At 69.1% G+C, this 16,797-nt stretch carries 15 protein-coding genes and 1 pseudogene; 12 read left to right on the top strand and 4 right to left on the bottom strand.

Translation table 11 applies throughout. The features are described from left to right. Positions 1-403: 403 nt before the first annotated feature. The gene (locus tag DI005_RS22660) at positions 404-1,144 is read right to left on the bottom strand and encodes a cache domain-containing protein (RefSeq protein ID WP_112273517.1); all 741 of its coding nucleotides are present in this window, start codon (positions 1,142-1,144) and stop codon (positions 404-406) included. Next, positions 1,141-1,908, bottom strand: a complete 768-nt coding sequence (locus DI005_RS22665) for a FadR/GntR family transcriptional regulator (protein ID WP_112274789.1) — start codon at positions 1,906-1,908, stop codon at positions 1,141-1,143. Before DI005_RS22665 ends, DI005_RS22660 begins: the two co-directional genes overlap by 4 nt. Positions 1,909-2,440: 532 nt before the next feature. Between DI005_RS22665 and DI005_RS22675 the strand changes: the two genes are divergently transcribed. From DI005_RS22675 to DI005_RS22725, 12 genes and pseudogenes are all read left to right on the top strand, one after another. After that, a complete protein-coding gene (locus DI005_RS22675) occupies positions 2,441-2,971 on the top strand; it encodes a flavin reductase family protein (RefSeq protein ID WP_113643463.1) in 531 nt (176 codons plus the stop codon). Beyond that, on the top strand, positions 2,968-4,290 hold the full coding sequence (paaK, locus tag DI005_RS22680; protein ID WP_113643464.1) for a phenylacetate--CoA ligase PaaK: 1,323 nt from the start codon (positions 2,968-2,970) through the stop codon (positions 4,288-4,290). Before DI005_RS22675 ends, paaK begins: the two co-directional genes overlap by 4 nt. A 41-nt stretch (positions 4,291-4,331) precedes the next feature. Further along, positions 4,332-5,651 carry an MFS transporter gene (locus DI005_RS22685; protein ID WP_233520280.1) on the top strand — a complete coding sequence of 440 codons (1,320 nt, stop codon included), beginning with the start codon at positions 4,332-4,334 and terminating at the stop codon, positions 5,649-5,651. Between the two features lie 4 nt (positions 5,652-5,655). Beyond that, the gene (locus tag DI005_RS22690; RefSeq protein ID WP_113643466.1) at positions 5,656-5,853 is read left to right on the top strand and encodes a 4-oxalocrotonate tautomerase family protein; all 198 of its coding nucleotides are present in this window, start codon (positions 5,656-5,658) and stop codon (positions 5,851-5,853) included. A 45-nt stretch (positions 5,854-5,898) separates the two neighbouring features. Beyond that, entirely contained in the window at positions 5,899-7,041 is a 1,143-nt protein-coding gene (locus DI005_RS22695; protein ID WP_113643467.1) for an LLM class flavin-dependent oxidoreductase, read from the top strand. Further along, a complete protein-coding gene (locus DI005_RS38295; RefSeq protein ID WP_158303036.1) occupies positions 7,041-7,376 on the top strand; it encodes a hypothetical protein in 336 nt (111 codons plus the stop codon). The genes DI005_RS22695 and DI005_RS38295 overlap by 1 nt, the downstream gene beginning before the upstream one ends. Continuing rightward, a complete protein-coding gene (locus DI005_RS22700; protein ID WP_158303037.1) occupies positions 7,373-8,740 on the top strand; it encodes an amidase in 1,368 nt (455 codons plus the stop codon). Before DI005_RS38295 ends, DI005_RS22700 begins: the two co-directional genes overlap by 4 nt. Further along, on the top strand, positions 8,740-10,203 hold the full coding sequence (locus DI005_RS22705; protein WP_158559875.1) for an aldehyde dehydrogenase: 1,464 nt from the start codon (positions 8,740-8,742) through the stop codon (positions 10,201-10,203). Before DI005_RS22700 ends, DI005_RS22705 begins: the two co-directional genes overlap by 1 nt. Before the next feature lie 26 nt (positions 10,204-10,229). Beyond that, entirely contained in the window at positions 10,230-10,685 is a 456-nt protein-coding gene (locus DI005_RS22710) for a nuclear transport factor 2 family protein (protein WP_158303039.1), read from the top strand. Positions 10,686-10,694: 9 nt separating this feature from the next. Further along, positions 10,695-11,288 carry a TetR/AcrR family transcriptional regulator gene (locus DI005_RS22715; RefSeq protein WP_112273497.1) on the top strand — a complete coding sequence of 198 codons (594 nt, stop codon included), beginning with the start codon at positions 10,695-10,697 and terminating at the stop codon, positions 11,286-11,288. A gap of 28 nt (positions 11,289-11,316) precedes the next feature. Next, a pseudogene (gene ribB / locus DI005_RS22720) lies at positions 11,317-11,937 on the top strand (3,4-dihydroxy-2-butanone-4-phosphate synthase); the annotation flags it as partial. A gap of 762 nt (positions 11,938-12,699) precedes the next feature. Continuing rightward, entirely contained in the window at positions 12,700-14,616 is a 1,917-nt protein-coding gene (locus DI005_RS22725) for a heavy metal translocating P-type ATPase (RefSeq protein WP_369973614.1), read from the top strand. A 272-nt stretch (positions 14,617-14,888) separates the two neighbouring features. Here DI005_RS22725 and DI005_RS22730 read toward each other — a convergent pair whose 3' ends face one another. Then, positions 14,889-15,671 carry a 2-keto-4-pentenoate hydratase gene (locus DI005_RS22730; protein ID WP_112273489.1) on the bottom strand — a complete coding sequence of 261 codons (783 nt, stop codon included), beginning with the start codon at positions 15,669-15,671 and terminating at the stop codon, positions 14,889-14,891. Between the two features lie 130 nt (positions 15,672-15,801). Then, the gene (locus DI005_RS22735; RefSeq protein ID WP_113643470.1) at positions 15,802-16,797 is read right to left on the bottom strand and encodes an amidohydrolase family protein; all 996 of its coding nucleotides are present in this window, start codon (positions 16,795-16,797) and stop codon (positions 15,802-15,804) included.

The following is a 16,797-nucleotide window of genomic DNA, read 5'->3' on the forward strand; positions in this document are numbered from 1 at the left end:
TCTGGCCGCAGGACCGACGAAGGGGAGCGTCGCCCGGGTCCGGGTCCGGGTCCGGGTCCGGGTCCGGGTCCGATCGGGTTCGGGTTCGGCGTCGCTGTCGCGCTGGCGGACGCGGGTGCCGCCGTGCTGCGGGCGCACGCCGCGGCGAGCGCCCGCAGCACGCGGAAGCTGGTCGCGTACCTCGGCCATCCGCGCGGCGGCGCTGACCACGGACGTCGCGCGCCAACCGAATCGCCAGGGCCTGGTCGGCACCGCGTTGGTCTGGTTCGGCCGGGTCGACGTCCTGGTTCCAGCCACCTCGGCTCAAAGACTGGGGCGCTGGTGTTCCCCGGCGCGATGCCGACGGACTACGCCACCAGCAAGACGCACAGCATGCAGCCGAAACGACGCTTGCCGCACCTGATCATGCGTCCACGGTCTGCCTGATGCCTATCGTCCAACCTGACCACTCCACGAGCGGAACAGTGAGCTGGGGATCCGGATTCGGCGTGGCGGTGCCGAAATTCGCGATCCGCTCACCCGGCATCCATCGCGTCGAGTTCGCCGCGATCACCAGCCGCTCCTCATTGAAGACGACCGCGGCATCGTCAAGGACGCGTAGGTGGTCCACGAGGACATCCTCGACGGCGTGCGCGCTGAGATCGATTCCGGCCACACCCAGGAAGTCGCCCCCGCTGCACGCGGGCACCGTCAGAGTCACGACCAGATGGTCGGAACCGGAGTAGTCGAGGAAAGGGCCGGTCAGGCGTGCGGTGCGACTATTTCGGGGAGCGGTATACCAGTCCATTCGCTCGTAGTCGTACGCGTCGAGGTCTTCGGTATCGAAGTTCAAGCGCAAGTGCCTGGGAACGCCATCCCGTTCCTGCAGCCAGAGCATGTAGCGTCTGCGTCCCTCGACCACACTTGGTGCGGCTATGAAGCCAGCGCCGATTGCTCCGATTTCCGAACTGATCAGTTGTTCCACGCGCGGCACGAGAGAGACGATGCTCTTCTCGGTTAGCGTCGCCTGTCCGCCCTGTTGCTCGTTCCGGCCAATGAGCTGTCTCACGGCGTCGGCAAGGTCTGCCACGGGGCGCTGCCAGGCGTTGATCTGCTCGTCGAGCTCACGCCGAACTTGATCCGCGCCTTTTCGCAGTTCCTTCATTTGGCCCTCCGCGATCGTTGTGGTGGCCTTTTGCCGGCGGCGGCGAGGGCGAGATGGCCGGACGTAAGCCGGCGCAGGTTGTTACGCACATGCCTCTCGGCTAGGAATCCCGCCTTGGTCCCGTCCTCGTCTGCGATCGCCGCGGCGATCTCACGATGTTCGGCGGCTATGGCCTCCACCTCCACCTCCGCCAGATGGGAGCCCCACAGCATTCCGGTGGTCTCAGCCTGCAAGGCGACTTCACGGCGCGTGAGACGTTCCGAGCGGGTCGCGATCGCAACCTCGATGTGGAACCTGCTGTCCGCCTTCATCCGCGCGCCTCTACTTGCTGCCGTCGCCAGTTGCTCGGCCAGCATCAAGATGCGCTCTACATTGGACGAGGATCCGCGCTCGGCAGCCAGACGGGCAGCGAGACCCGAGATGGCGGCCTGCTCATCGGCAATGTCCCGCAGGGCTGCTGCTCCGCTGCTCCTCAGCCGGTCCATGTCCGGCCCCTCGTCGGGTTCCAGAGACCGCTTGACGAACGTGCCACCCCAGCGTCCGCGCCTCGTTTCGAGGAGGCCCCGATCACGCAGATCGGCGATGGCCTCGCGTAGGGTGACCGGCGAAACGCCGAACTGCGCCGCGAACTCCGATTCTGACGGCAACCGCTCGCCGTCATGTAGCAAACCCAGCTGGATCGCCTCCGTGATACGCACAGCGATCTCGTCGGCGCGCCCCGAGGACGAAAGGGGCGCGATGAGGGAATGGCGCTCGTTCTCCAAGGAACCCACCTCTCCCTCTGGGCCAGTGTCAGTGCTGTCGCTCGCGGCTGAGTAGGACGATCCTAGCGGCCGTTCTCGATGGGGCGCGCAAGTCGAGCCGCCCGGCCGCTGACTCGGTCGAGGAGAGGCCCTGGCGATCAGGTGGCGCCATGCAGGGTGACCCCTCGATGCGGAGATGGGCCAGCTGGTCCTGGAGCTCGATGTCGGCGATGGCTCCGACGTCGGACGATCCTTGACGCCCCGCGAGGCGGTCCACGAGCTGATCACCGTCGCGATCTGGCGCGAGCCGGCCTGGGCACGTTTCCGCTCGTGGGGGAGTCGTCTTCATCCGGGTCTGGACACGAGAGGCTAGCAAGCGCTAGTCTCCACACTAGCGGTCGCTAGCTTCCTCCCCGTAGGCCGATCAGGAGTCGTTCCGCGGGGAGACAACAACAGATCCACCCAGCCACCGGTTCCGGATCGGACGCCTTGGACCAGGCGTCGTCGGCCGGCGAGCGAGGCAGGTCCACCGCACAGCAGGGAGCACTGCGCCATGGATGTGACGCGTCAGGACGATCGAATCGATCCCGCCACGTTCTTGTCGATCATGAGTGCCTTTCCAGCCGGAATAGCAGTCATCACCACACTCAACGAAAACGCGCAGCCGGTGGGGCTCACCACCACCGCGTTGTGCAGCGTGTCCGCGGACCCACCGGCACTGCTGGTGTGCGTCGACCGCGGCAGCCGGACACTCCCGTCGCTGTTGTCCCGCAAGGAATTCGTGGTCAATTTCCTACGGAACTCCGGATGCGCCACCTCAATCCTGTTCGCCTCGAAGAAGGCGGACAAGTTCAGCGCGGTCCGCTGGCATCCGAGTCCGGGCGGACTGCCGATCCTCACAGAAGATTCCCTGGCCTGGGCTGACTGTTCCCTTCTGGAAGCGGTTCCCGTGGGTGACCACGTCGTGCTCATCGCGGAGGTGCGAGAAGGAGATGTGTCGCCCCCTGCCCACGAGCCACTCGTGTACTTCCAGCGCAGCTTCGGCACCTGGACGCCCCTAGTGGACGGCGAGGAGAAACCATGACGACGATCGACCGAGCCCTGGATCCGGGCGAACGCCTTGGCGTAGAAGAGTTGCGGGCCCTGCAGCTCCAGCGTCTGCGATGGACACTCGACCACGCCTACACCAACGTCCCCGCCTGCACCCGGAAGTTCGACGAAGCAGGCGTGCGCCCGGAAGACCTGCGAACCCTTCAAGATCTCGCGCAGTTCCCGTTCACCATGAAGTCGGACCTGCGGGACAACTACCCGTTCGGCATGTTCGCGGTACCCGTGGACCGGCTCAGCCGCATCCACGCCTCCAGCGGCACCACCGGTCGGCCGACCGTGGTCGGCTACACCGCCCGCGACATCGACACCTGGGCCGGCCTGGTCGCCAGGTCGATCCGGGCGGCGGGCGGCCGACCGGGGCACAAGGTGCACATCGCCTACGGCTACGGCCTGTTCACGGGTGGACTCGGCGCGCACTACGGCGCCGAAAAGCTCGGCTGCACCGTGATCCCGGCCTCGGGCGGCATGACGGCTCGACAGGTTCAGGTCATCACCGACCTCCGCCCGGAGGTGATCATGGTGACCCCGTCGTACATGCTGACCCTGCTCGACGAGTTCGAGCGGCAAGGCATCGACCCGCGATCGAGCTCACTCGAGGTTGGCATCTTCGGCGCCGAGCCGTGGACCGAGCAGATGCGCCGCGAGATCGAGGAACGCATGGGCATCGACGCGGTCGACATCTACGGCCTTTCCGAGGTGATCGGCCCCGGCGTGGCACAGGAATGCGTTGAGACCAAGGACGGCCTCCACATCTGGGAGGACCACTTCTACCCGGAGGTCATCGACCCCGTCGACGGGCGGGTGCTGACCGAGGGGGAACCGGGTGAGCTGGTGGTCACCTCGCTCACGAAAGAGGCGTTCCCGGTCATCCGGTACCGCACCCGGGATCTCACCAGGCTGCTGCCCGGAACGGCGCGGCCCGGCCTGCGCCGGATGGAGAAGGTCACCGGGCGCACCGATGACCTGATCATCCTCCGGGGAGTCAACGTCTTCCCGAGCCAGGTGGAGGAGATCGTGCTCCGCACCGACAACCTCTCCCCGCATTTCCAGCTCGTGCTCACCACCGAGGGCCGGCTCGACCGCATGACCGTGCGTGTCGAGGCGCGAGCGGGGACCTCCACCGAGCACCGCCGCGCCGCGGCGACCACACTCGCCGCCCGCGTCAAGGACGGAATCGGCGTCACCGTCGACGTCGACGTCACCGAACCCGACACCCTCGGCCGCTCGGCCGGAAAGATCCAGCGCGTTGTCGACCGGCGCGCAACGCCCACGACCGCCCTGGAGTACCGATGAACGCTACTTCGTCCGGGACAGCCCCCGGCCCGGTCCGGCCGATGAAGGTCGCGATTGCGAGCCTGATCGGCACCGCGATCGAATGGTACGACTACTTCGTCTACGGTCTGGCCGCTGCGATGGTCTTCGGCCCGTTGTTCTTCCCGGCCTTCTCCTCGGTCACCGGAACACTGGCCGCCTTCGCGACCTTCTCGGTCGGGTTCATCGCGCGGCCGCTGGGCGGGATCGTCATGGGCCACTTCGGCGACCGGATCGGCCGCAAGTCCATGCTGGTGACCTCGCTGCTGATGATGGGCATCGCCACGGTCGGCGTCGGTCTGCTGCCCACCTATGAGGCGATCGGCGCCTGGGCTCCCGTACTCCTGGTGACGCTCCGGCTGATCCAGGGCCTGGGGGTCGGTGGCGAATGGGGTGGCGCGGTGCTGATGGCGGTCGAACACGCACCGCCGAACCGGAAGGGTTTCTACGGCAGCTTCGCCCAGATGGGCGTGCCGGCCGGCCTGATCCTCGCCAACGTCGCCTTTCTGGGGGTGACCGCGGGCGTCAGCGACAGCGCGTTCCTGACCTGGGGCTGGCGGGTGCCGTTCCTCTTCAGCGCCGTGCTGGTGGTCGTCGGCGTGGTCATCCGCTTCACCATCACCGAGAGCCCCGACTTCGAGCGGGAGAAGGAGTCCAGCGGCACCGAACGCCTGCCGATCGTCGCCGTGCTCCGGCACAACGCCGGAGCGGTCGCGCTGGGAGCCGGTGCCTTCATCGGGATCAACGCCGTCGGGTACATCTACATGGCCTACCTGCTGGCGTACTCGGACGAGGCGCTGAACCTCGACCGGAGCCTGGTTCTCACCTTCATCCTGCTGGGCTCGTGCGCCTGGCTGGTCACGGTTCCCACGGCGTCGGTGATGTCCGACCGGTACGGCAGGCGGAAGGTGCTCCTCTACGGTTCGATCGGTCTCACCGCCGCGGCGGCGGCCCTGTTCCCCCTCGTCGACACCGGCAGTTCCGTGGTCATCCTGATCGCTCTGCTCGTCACCGGAGTCGCGATGGGGACGGTCTACGGCCCGCTGGCGGCGTTGTACACAGAACTGTTCCCGGTGCGGGTCCGCTACAGCGGCGCGTCGCTGGCCTACCAGATCGGCGCGCTGCTCGGCGGCGGCCTCGCGCCGACCGTCGCGTCCAGCCTTTACGCCAGCTGGCGTTCGTCGCTGCCGATCACGGTGTACCTGACCGCGACGACGCTCGTCAGCCTCGGCTGCGTGGCAGCCGTTCGCCACCGCCACATCCGGAACTCGATGCCGGAAGGTCCATTGTCCACGGACCACGAAGCCCGGGAAGGCGATCTGACTCGCCAGGAAGGAAGGTGACACAGTGCCCTTGATCGAGGTCAAGCTTTTCGAGGGACGGCTCTCGGAGGATACCGAATCCCGGTTGATCGACTCCCTGACCGACGCGATCACCGGCGTGCTGGGGGACTCGGTCCGCGCGCAGACGTGGGTGGTCCTCGAAGAAATACCCGCTCGTCGCTGGGGCATCGGCGGATCCCCCGGATCCACCACCGTGGCCTAGCGACAAGGCGATCGGACGACGACCCGCGAAGACGAGGAGCAGCTCGTGATCAAGTTCTACCTGATGTTCAACCCGTTCAGCTGGGAACGGATGGACAAGCCCATCAAACTCGGAGGCCGGCGAACCGACCGCTACCAGCACATGCTGGAGCAGCTCGCGGCTCACGCCGAACTCGCCGACCGCGCCGGTTTCGAAGGCGTCTTCTTCAGCGAACAGCACGGGAACATCGAAGGCATCCCGGAGGTCACCGCGAACCCGGTGCTCCTGGACCTCTTCGTCGCCTCCCGGACCGAACGGCTCAAGGTCGGCCAGCTCGGGATGACCCTCCCGGTGTCCAACCCCCTGTTGGTGGCCGACCAGATCGCCCAGCTGGACCAGCTGACGGGCGGACGCGCGCTCGCCGGTTTCTCCCGTGGGAACACCCCGCGTTGGGCAGACCAGTACGGCCAGCACATCCCGATGCGCGCCACTCGCTCGGACAAGTCGGAGGCCGACGAACGCAACCTGCGGGCCCTTCAGGAATGCTGGCAGATCATCAAACTGGCCTGGACGCAGGACGTGTTCAGCTTCGACGGCGAGTTCTGGAAGTTCCCCGTGCCCGGTACGAAATGGCCCTACCCGCACACCAAGACCTGGGGCGCCGGGGTCGACGAGGACGACAACCTGCTCGGCGTCAGCATCGCCCCCGGGCCGTACCAGACGCCGCACCCGCGAGTGTTCGCTCCGATGTCGGGCCGGTCCGCGACCGTGCGGTTCTGGGCCCGCGAGGGTGCGACGATCATGTGCCTGACTCCCCGGGAAGATCTTGTCAAGGGCATGCTCGAGGTCTACGCCGACGAGGCGCACCAGGCCGGGCGGACACCGCGGCGCGGGGAAGGGATCATCGCCGGCGGCACGCTGTCCATCGCTGCCGACGAGGCGACCGCCCGCAAGCGGGCCGACGTGATGTCCGAGTGGGATTCCCTGGTGTACAGCGTGCCGCCCTACAACCTTCCGCACCCGATGGCGTTCAACGGCACTCCGGCCCAGATCGTCGACCAGATCGGCCGGCTCCACAGCGAGCTGGGGGTCAGCGAGTTCATCCTGACCGATTACTTCCCGGCCCCGCACGGCTCCGAGGTCAGCCTCGAAATGCTGCAGCTGTTCGCCGAGGAGGTCCTGCCGGCGTTCCAGGGGAAGGAGTCCTGATGCGCGTGGTGATCGACGAGCACCAGGGGTCGTTGCGGCTGCGACTGCTCGACGCGGACGATTTCAGCGCTTTCGCCGTCGTCCTCGCCGACGACGTCGACCCGGCGCGGGCGGACCAGGAGGTGCCAGAAGTACGTTTCGACGGCAGCAACCACGCCTGGGTGGATCCGGGCTGGCTTCGCGACGCTGGTGCTTACCGCACCGGTCCGCGGGCGGAGAACCTGGCACGCATGCTCCGGTACGCCGAGACCAAGGGCTGGCTCCACCCCGCGTCGGGCGAGGTGGCCGCCCACGTGGTCCGGCAACCCGCCTGCGCACTGGGGACGTCGCCGTGACGGAGCACTTCACGCGTCTCGGCCTGCGCGAGCAGATCGGCGCCCTCACGCGCGGGGAGGTGGGGGCGCGGTCGCTGGCCGCGGCCACAGTGGATCGGGTGCGGCGGGTGAATCCCCTGTTGAACGCAGCCTGCGCGACGTTCGACGCGGAAGCCCGCGCGGATGCGGGCTCGGGAGGCAGGCTGGCGGGGGTGCCGGTGGCGGTGAAGGACACTTTCGCACTGCCCTGGTACGCGCCGAAGGACGCGACCCCCGTGGCATACCGGCGGCCAGGCGCGGGCGCCAGCGGAGTGTTCCGGCGGCTGCGCGACGCCGGTTGCACGGTCGCCTTCGCGACCAACATGCACCAGCTGGGCTTCGGAACGACGGGACACGTCTCGGCGTACGGCCCGTGCCGTAACCCTTGGGACGTCACGCGCTGTCCCGGTGGGTCGTCCAGCGGATCGGCGGCGGCCGTGGCCGGCCGGCTCGTGCCGCTCGCGATCGGCACCGACGCGGTCGGCTCGGTCCGCATCCCCGCGTCGTACTGCGGCGTGACCGGGCTCAAGCCGACCTGGGGGACAGTGCCCTCGGACGGCTGCGCCGGTGCGTCGTCGATGATGGCGATCGGCCCCATCACCAGGGACGCCGCCGACTGCCGTCTCGCGACCGAGGTGCTGCTGTCGAAGTCGCTGCCACCGGGAAACCGTCGGCCGCGCATCGGGCTGCCCGTGGATGCCTACTGGAGCGACGTCGAGCCGGGTGTGCTGGCCGCCTGTCGCCGCGCGATCGAGGACCTCGGCGAAGCCGGCTGCGAGATCGTCGAAATCACCCTGTCCGGATCCGTCGACGTCGCACGAACCGCCGCGACCGTGCTCGGCGCGGAACGGCTGGCCCGAATGACGCCCCATTGGAGGAGGACCGTGCTTCCCACACTCCACCCGACGATCCAGCGGGCCTTGGAAGCCTCGCGGGGTGTGCCCGAACACGAGGTCGGGCGCGCCAGGGCTGCCCGGCAGGCCGCACGTGACGAGCTCGAGGCAACGTTCGAGAGCGTGGACCTCGTCGCCTGGCCCACCGTCCCCACGCCCCCGCCGTTGCTCGACCGTCCGCGGGCCGCGCTGCCCTCCGGCACGGTGTCCGCCGACCTGGCCGCGATGCGGACGACCGGGCTCGCCAACCTCACGGGCGTACCGGCGATCACCGTCCCCTGTGGACTGGACCGCGATGGGCTGCCCGTCGGGCTGATGTTCCACGCTCCGTGGCACCAGGAGGGAGTCCTCGTCGACGCAGCCGAACTGCTCGAACAGGTCACCGAGCGGCGGTGGGTCGACCGGGAGCCGAGCGCCGGGGCGATGCCAGCGACCGCATGGCAGGTGAGCTGATGACCACGACATATCCGCCGTCGCTGCCCTTCGTCGAAGGGCGCGCCGTCGAGCCCGGGAGCGGGGTGCACACCGCGTTGCGCGAACCCGCGACCGGCGAGCCGCTCGGCCGGCTCCTGACCGCCGATGAAGCGTGCGTGGACTCGGCGGTGCTGGCTGCGCGTCGCGCGCTGGACGGTCCGTGGCGGCGCACGTCGCCCGTGACCCGCTCCCGGTTGCTGCACAGGCTCGCCGACGAGCTGGAGGCCCAGCACGACGCGCTGTCGATGCTCGAAGCGCGCAACGTGGGCAAGGCGATCACCTCGGTACGAGCCGAGGTTTCGCACGCCGTCGACACGTTCCGCTACTTCGCGGCGGCCACCGCGGCCATCGAGGGGAAGTCGTCGCGACCCAACGGCGCACTGGCGTTCCAGTCATTCCGCGAACCGGTGGGCGTGGTGGCCCAGATCGTGCCGTGGAACTACCCGCTCCTGATGGCCGCCTGGAAGGTGGCGCCGGCGCTGGCCTCGGGCTGCACGGTGGTGCTCAAACCGGATCCGGCGACACCGTTGACCGCGCTACGGCTCGCCGAGCTGGCACTTGACGCCGGCATCCCACCCGGAGTGCTGAACGTGGTACCTGCCGACGGGCCGCGGGTGGGCTCCCATCTGGTCCGCCACGCCGGTGTCGACAGGGTGGCGTTCACCGGCTCGACGGCGACCGGCGGCGAGATCATGAGGCTTGCCGCTGATCCGGTCAAGCGGCTCTCGCTCGAGCTCGGCGGCAAGAGCCCCACGGTCGTGTTCGCCGACGCGGACCTCGACGACGCGGTGCCGGGCGCGGTCTGGGGCGCTTTCACCTGTGCGGGACAGAGCTGCGAAGCCCGGTCGCGCGTGCTCGTCGAGGACGAGGTGTTCGACCGGTTTCTGGAGCGTTTCCTCGACCAGTCGCGAACCCTGCGTGTGGGCGATCCCCTCGATCCGGACACGGTGGTGGGCTCACTGATCTCCACCGCCCATCGAGAGCGGGTGCACGGTTTCGTCGAACGGGCCCGCGCCGCCGGCGCCCAGGTCCTGCTCGGCGGTGTGGTCCCGGCTGGGCCGGGTGCATTCTACCCACCCACGGTGGTCCTCGCGCCGCGGGACGCCGAGATCGTGCGGGACGAGGTCTTCGGTCCGGTCGTGACCGTCCAGCGGTTCCGCGACGAGGAGGAGGCGGTCGCCCTCGCCAACGACACCAAGTACGGGTTGTTCGCGACGGTCTGGACTGGTGACCCCGGCCGGGCCCAGCGCGTCGCGGCGGGCGTCAGGGCGGGCACGGTCGGGATCAACCACCCCTACACCACGTTCCCGGGCGTGCCGTTCGGCGGATTCAAGCAATCCGGGTTCGGCCGCGAGTTCGCGCTGGAGACGCTCTCCGAATACCTCGAGAGCAAGAGCGTCCTGACCTGGACGAGCCGGCGTCCGGCCAACCCCCTTCGTTGACACGACAAACATACCGAGGAGTGATGATGACAGCGACGAAGCCCATCCCAGGCAGCGAAGAAGAGGCCGTCACCGCCGTGATGCGGAGTTTCTCGCGAGCGGTCGGCACGTTCGACGCGGACCTGATGGTCTCCTTGTGGGATCCGGAGGCCGAGACGATCGTGTACCAGCCCGAGGAGCTGCACCACGCGATCTACAGCCGCGATGCGCTGCACAGCTACATCCGGAACCTTCCCAACGTCATCCGCGGCCTGTACGACACGCGGGTCGTGGACCGCAAACTCGAAGTGTGCGGGGAGTTCGCGCACGCCTACGTTCGGTTCTGGTGCCGCATCGAACGGCCCGACGACGAGCCCATGGACGGGCAGATTCGCCAGACCTACCTGCTGCGGAAGCGTCCGAGCGGCTGGTTCTTCGTGCAATATCATGAGTCCCGCCAGGTGCCCGGATTCGCCGCACCGCCGAGCCGAACGGAAATGTGAACGACCATAATGCGATCGGAACGAGGACAGCGCGATACCCCTCGCCGTCGCGATCTCATCGAGATCGCGACGGAGCTCATCAGCGAGATCGGCTACGAGCAGACCACCGTCCGCTTGATCGCGGACCGGATGGGGATCAAGAGTGGCAGCCTCTACTCCCACATCTCCAGCAAGGAGGATGTTCTCTACAAGATCATCCTGGACGTCGCCGACGACTTCCTCGAGCGGGCCGACCGAGCGACGGAAGGCGTGCACGACCCCGAGGAGCGGCTGCGGGCCCGGTGCCGGTCGCATCTGGAGATGATCCGGGATCGTCGTCCGGCCGTGCGGGTCTACTTCGACGAATGGCGCAAACTCGGGGACGCCAACCAGGCGGAGGTGATCCGGCTCCGGGAACGTTACGAGGACGGCTTCCGCCTGGCGATCGCCGACGGTGTCGAAAGCAAGGCATTCGACGCCGACCCCCAGTTGGGTGCGCGGGTGCTGCTGTCCACGTTGAACTGGGCGCCGTCCTGGTACGTCGCTGACGGGAAACTGAGCCCGCGCGAGGTGGCCGACCAGCTGCTGGAGGTCATCCTGCATGGGCTGTACACGCGCGGATAGGCGGGGTCGCACCCCGCTGGAGGAGGAGATGATGTTCCGTGGCGACGGCATTGAGCAGGCGATCTCGGACATCACGAAGGGCCGACCGGTCGTCGTCGTTGCCGATGGCGATCGGGACGACGAGGGTGATCTGGTGTTCGCGGCGGCCGCGGCGACCCCGGAGCTCGTCGCGTTCGCGGTCCGGCACACGTCCGGGTTCGTCTGCACCGCACTGCCCGCCCAGGCCGCGGACCGGATGCGGCTCCCGCCGATGACGGCCATCAACCAGAACGTTCGCGGAACGGCCCACGCGGTCACGGTGGACGCGCGTGACGGGGTGACCACGGGGATCTCCGCCCGGGACCGGGCTCGCACGATCAGGTTGCTGGCCGACCCCGGCGCGTCGCCGCACTCGTTCGCCCGTCCTGGCCACGTCGTACCACTGCGTGCCTGCCCTGGCGGGGTGCTGCGCAGGCCCGGGCATACGGAAGCAGCGGTCGACCTGGCCGGGTTGGCGGGGTGGGCGCCGGTGGCGGCGTTGAGCCGCATCGTCTCACCGGCCGACGACCGCGGCATGGCTCGCCTCGACGAGCTGGCCGTCTTCGCGAAGGACCACGACCTGAAGTTGGTCACGATCGCCGACCTTGTCGAGTACCGGAGGCGCGCCGACCCGCCGAAGGCTCTGGGTGATGACCCAGATCATCATCCACTTGGGACACCCGGCTGCGACTGCCGTCGAGCCGATCTGCTGGCACGACCGGGCCAGGTCGCGTCCCGGCGGTGATGACGGGCCACGCGCGCCGACCCACCGAACTCATCGAGGGAGGTGCTGCGAGCCGGTGTGAGATCGTCAGCCACCAGGTCGATGGCTTGGCCGGCCTGTCTTGCTCTGGAACGCGAGCAGCGGCATCCGCGCCGGGCCCGGCTGCCGGTGGAGCCTGACGGGCCGTGCGTGGCGCCGGGGCGGACGTGCTGGTCGTCCACTTCGGACACCGCGGCGTGGATCGTCCACCGACCTGACTCCGCGCCGAGCACCATGACCTTGGCCTCGATCGGCGGACACCCGGGCTCGGCGCGGGCGAGCTGCCGCACGGTCGCGGACGCCCGCGGATCCAGACCCAGGCTGGCGCGCACGAGGTCGGCGATCCCGCGCGCGGTCGTCGCGACCGGGCTCGGGTGGGTTCGATCGGCCAGGTGCGACGACGGCCGGCACAGGGGAGGGCGATCAGCGCTTTCGATCGCGCTGCAGTGGTGCGGGTCACACGGTGAGGGGCCGCTGTTTGCCCATAAATGAAGACGTCTTCATGTGTTCTGTTATCGTCGGGGAGTCGTCCGTCGTCCCCGGAGGTGACTCGTGGCCACGTCGCCCAGTGCCACGCTGACTCGCTCGGCGTCCGCTCGTCCGGCCCTGCCGCCCGTGCGTAGGACTCGACTGTGGGCCTTGCCCGAGGTGCGCTGGGCTGCGGCTGCGCTCGCGTTGTTCCTGGCCGGGCTGGCTGTCCAGCTTCTGGGCGGCCCGTCCGGGCTGTCGTGGGCGTTGTATCTGGCCTGCTACGTGACCGGAGGCTGGGAGCCCGCCTTGGCGGGCTTGCGGGCGCTGCGGGACAAGACCCTCGACGTGGACTTGCTGATGGTCGCGGCGGCGATCGGGGCGGCGTCGATCGGCCAGGTGATGGACGGCGGGTTGCTGATCGTCATCTTCGCCACCTCAGGTGCCCTGGAAGCGCTGGCGACCGCGCGCACGGAGGACTCGGTGCGCGGCTTGCTGGACCTGGCCCCCGACACCGCGGTTCGCGTGACCGAAGGGGGCACGGAGGAGACCGTGCGGGCCGCTGACCTGGTTGTCGGTGATGCGGTGCTGGTGCGGCCGGGGGAGCAGGTGCCCGCCGACGGCACGGTCGTGGCCGGGGCCAGCGAGGTGGACCAGGCGACCATCACGGGTGAACCGCTGCCCGTGGACAAGGCGGCCGGGGACGAGGTGTTCGCGGGCACGCTCAACGGCACCGGGGTGTTGCGGGTGCGGGTCGACCGGCGTGCCGAGGACTCGGTTGTGGCCCGCATCGCCGGGCTGGTCGAGCAGGCCAGTAGGACCAAGGCTCGTACTCAACTGTTCATCGAGAAGGTGGAGCAGCGCTACTCGATCGGCATGGTGATCGCCACCGTCGCCCTGTTTGTCATCCCGCTGTGGTTGGGGGAGCCGCTGCGAGAGTCCTTGCTGCGGGCGATGACGTTCATGATCGTTGCCTCACCGTGCGCGGTCGTGCTGGCGACCATGCCGCCGCTGCTGGCGGCGATCGCCAACGCCGGCCGGCACGGGGTTCTGGTCAAGTCCGCGGTGGTGATGGAACAGCTGGGCACGACCACCCGGGTCGCGTTCGACAAGACCGGCACGCTGACGCGCGGCACGCCCGAACTCGCCGACGTCCGAGTGCTACCCGGTGGGGAGCTCACCGCCGAGCAGGTGCTCCGCTATGCCGCGGCCGCTGAACATCCCAGTGAGCATCCGCTGGCCGCGGCGATCGTGCGCGCCGCCCGGGCCCGACGCCTCGACCTGCCGCCCGTTGGCGAGTTCCTCGCCCGGCCGGGCAGGGGCGTGTCCGCGCGCGTCGACGGCTCCCTGGTCCAGGTGGGTTCACCGGCCGCGCTGCTCGATCCGGGGTCCGCGGGGGACACCGCGCGGGAGGTCGTCGACGGCATCCAGGCGCGTGGCCACACCGCTGTGGTCGTGCTGTGGGAGCACCGGCCGGTGGGCGTGCTGGGCATCACCGACCAGGTCCGCGAGGAAGCCGAACCGGCGGTCGCCGCCGTCACAGAGCTGACCGGCGCCGCTCCCGTGCTGGTCACGGGCGACAATCAGGTGACCGCCGCCAGGTTGGCGAGCCAGGTCGGCATCACGGACGTGCGGGCGGAGCTGCTGCCGGACGACAAGGTCACGGCGGTCCGCGAACTGCAGGCGCGGGGGCAGCGGGTGGCTGTGGTCGGCGATGGCATCAACGACGCGCCGGCCCTGGCGGCCGCGCACACCGGTATCGCCATGGGTGGCGCCGGGTCCGACCTCACCCTGCAGACCGCCGACGCCATCGTCGTGCGCGACGACCTGACCACGATCCCCGCCGTGATCGCACTGTCCCGCCGCGCCCGTCGCGTGGTGGTCGCCAACCTGGTCATCGCGGGCAGCTTCATCGCGGTGCTGGCCCTGTGGGACATCCTCGGCACGTTGCCACTGCCGCTGGGGGTGGCCGGGCACGAAGGCTCCACCGTGATCGTCGGTCTCAACGGGCTGCGGCTGCTGCGCTCGGCGGCCTGGAAACGAGCACACTGCCCCCCAAGGCCACCTTTGTTGCGTTGAACGCAACAAAGGTGGCCTTGGGGGACCTGAGCGCCACCGCCCCATTGCCCGACGGCCTCCACGAGCGTGCGGTTGCGCGGCCGCACGCCGACGCCGACACTGGGCCGGCAAGCCGGTGAAACGGAGCTCGGGGATGAAGGTGTCCAAACGCGGCGTGGGCATGCTCATGCTGGTCCTCGTCGCGATCGCCTGCGCTGCGGGAGCCGTGTGGCTGCTGGTCGGCGGCTATTGAGGCGTGGTCGTTTCGCCTCGCGTGCTCCGCCGGGCGCGGCCTAGCTACAGCCGAGTGTGACCGTACCGAGGTGGGCGAATCGCGCTGTGATCGACGAGCCGGGTCGTGCGGGCACGGCATCGGTGAGGCCGCCGGTCAGCACGATCCAGCCAGGTTCGAGCGCGACACCTCGCTCCCACAGCGAGTTGGCCGCGAGTGCCAGGGCCTCCGCGGGGTGTCCCTGGACTGCCGCGCCGGTCGCGGTGTCGACGATCTCGCCGTCGACGTCGAGGACACAGCCTTCCAGTTCGAGGGCGAGCTCCTCCGGCCGGCGTGCCTGCGCGCCGACGAGGAAACCCGCGGAGGAGGCGTTGTCGGCGACGACGTCGGGGAGGGTGAACTTGTAGTCGGTGTAGCGGCTGTCGATGACCTCCAGTCCGGCACGGACCTCCGAGACGGCTGCCAGCGCCTGGGTGGCGGTCACGCCGGGGCCGGCGAGCCGGTGGCCGAGCACGAATACGATCTCTGGTTCGACCCTGGGGTGGATCAGGGCCGCCGTGTCGAGGGGTTGGCCGGCGGGGAGTGACATCCGGTCCGTGAGCCACGCGGTGAGCGGCGAGTCGATGTTCATGCGTCGCTGCTTCGCGCGGGAGGTGAGACCGAGCTTGACTCCGACGACCTGCTCTCCGTTCTCGGTCTTGTGGTCGATGAGCCGGTGCTGGACCTGGTAGGCCGTGCGCAGATCCAGTTCCGGCCATTCACTGGTGATGGGTGGCCGCTCGGTGCGCGCTCGCTCGGCTTCGGCGAGGACGTGTGCGGCGTGGTCGACGGTCCAGAGCGTCAACGGCTTAGCCCTTTCACTTCCGCGAGGACGCCGGTCCACGCGGTGCCGGTGGGGTATACGGGTTCGAGGTGCTGTACGCCAGCGAGAATGACGAGCCGCGCGGCGGCGTCCAGGTGGGCAGAACGGTCCATCAGCCCCGTCCGAGGAACCGCATGGCGTTGCCCGCCAGCAGTTTCCCCCGCTGCCTTTCGGTGAGGAACCCGGCTTCGTGCACGACCTTCCCCACCGGACGTTCGCCGAGTGGGTACGGGTAGTCGCTGCCGAGGAGGACCTGATCGTCGCCGAGGGTGTCCACGAGCAGGCGCAGCGCCGCCGGGTCGAACACGACCGAGTCGGCGAAGAACCGGTGTGTGTACTCGCTCGGCGGCCGCTCGGACCGGCCCCGCACGAGATCGCCCCGGCGGTGCCAGGCGTTGTCGGCGCGGCCGAGCCAGAACGGGAAGCTCCCGGCGCCGTGTGCGAAGCACAGCCGCAGCGTGTCCGGGACGCGGTCGAAGACGCCGCCGAGGATCATCGCGAGCACCGACAGGTGCGTCTCCGCAGGCATTCCCGTCAGCCACCGAGCCATCCAGCGGTCCAGCCGGGGCCCGCCGGGCATGTCCCATGGGTGCACGAACACCGGCGCTCCGATGGAGGCGCAGTGCTGGAGGAACGTGACGATTCCCGCGTCGTCGAGGTCCTTGTCCCCCACGTGGTTGCCGATCTCGACCCCGGCGTGCCCTGCGGCCAGGCACCGGTCCAGCTCCTCGCACGCCGCGTCCGGGTCCTGCAGCGGCACCTGGCAGAACGGGACGAACCGATCGTGCCCGGCGAGGGTCTCCAGCGTGACGTCGTTGAGGATCCGTGCCGCCTTGACCGCTTCCGCCGCGGGCCGGTCGTAGCCGAAGAAGACCGGCGTGGGCGACACGACCTGCAAACTCACCCCGTCGTGGTCCATGTCCACGAGCCGGGTCGAGGGGTCCCACGCCTGCGGACCCGCGGGCCGGAACTCGGTCTCTCCGACCATGATCATCGCGTCCCGCTCGGAGTCGATCCGCAGCCACGGCCAGCCCGGCCCGAGGTCGGGCCAGCCGTGGGGCACCAGATGGGTGTGGACGTCAACGACCTCAACGACACTGTCCGCCAT

The organism is Prauserella sp. PE36 (assembly GCF_003311655.1).
In the GTDB taxonomy this organism is placed as follows: Bacteria; Actinomycetota; Actinomycetes; order Mycobacteriales; family Pseudonocardiaceae; genus Prauserella_A; species Prauserella_A endophytica.

Coding starts and splice junctions, on each gene's coding strand:
- DI005_RS22660 (WP_112273517.1), bottom strand. CDS start 1,144: ATGAAGGAACTGCGAAAAGGCGCGGATCAAGTTCGGCGTGAGCTCGAC.
- DI005_RS22675 (WP_113643463.1), top strand. CDS start 2,441: ATGGATGTGACGCGTCAGGACGATCGAATCGATCCCGCCACGTTCTTG.
- paaK (WP_113643464.1), top strand. CDS start 2,968: ATGACGACGATCGACCGAGCCCTGGATCCGGGCGAACGCCTTGGCGTA.
- DI005_RS22685 (WP_233520280.1), top strand. CDS start 4,332: ATGAAGGTCGCGATTGCGAGCCTGATCGGCACCGCGATCGAATGGTAC.
- DI005_RS38295 (WP_158303036.1), top strand. CDS start 7,041: ATGCGCGTGGTGATCGACGAGCACCAGGGGTCGTTGCGGCTGCGACTG.
- DI005_RS22705 (WP_158559875.1), top strand. CDS start 8,740: ATGACCACGACATATCCGCCGTCGCTGCCCTTCGTCGAAGGGCGCGCC.
- DI005_RS22710 (WP_158303039.1), top strand. CDS start 10,230: ATGACAGCGACGAAGCCCATCCCAGGCAGCGAAGAAGAGGCCGTCACC.
- DI005_RS22715 (WP_112273497.1), top strand. CDS start 10,695: ATGCGATCGGAACGAGGACAGCGCGATACCCCTCGCCGTCGCGATCTC.
- DI005_RS22735 (WP_113643470.1), bottom strand. CDS start 16,797: ATGGCGGACAGTGTCGTTGAGGTCGTTGACGTCCACACCCATCTGGTG.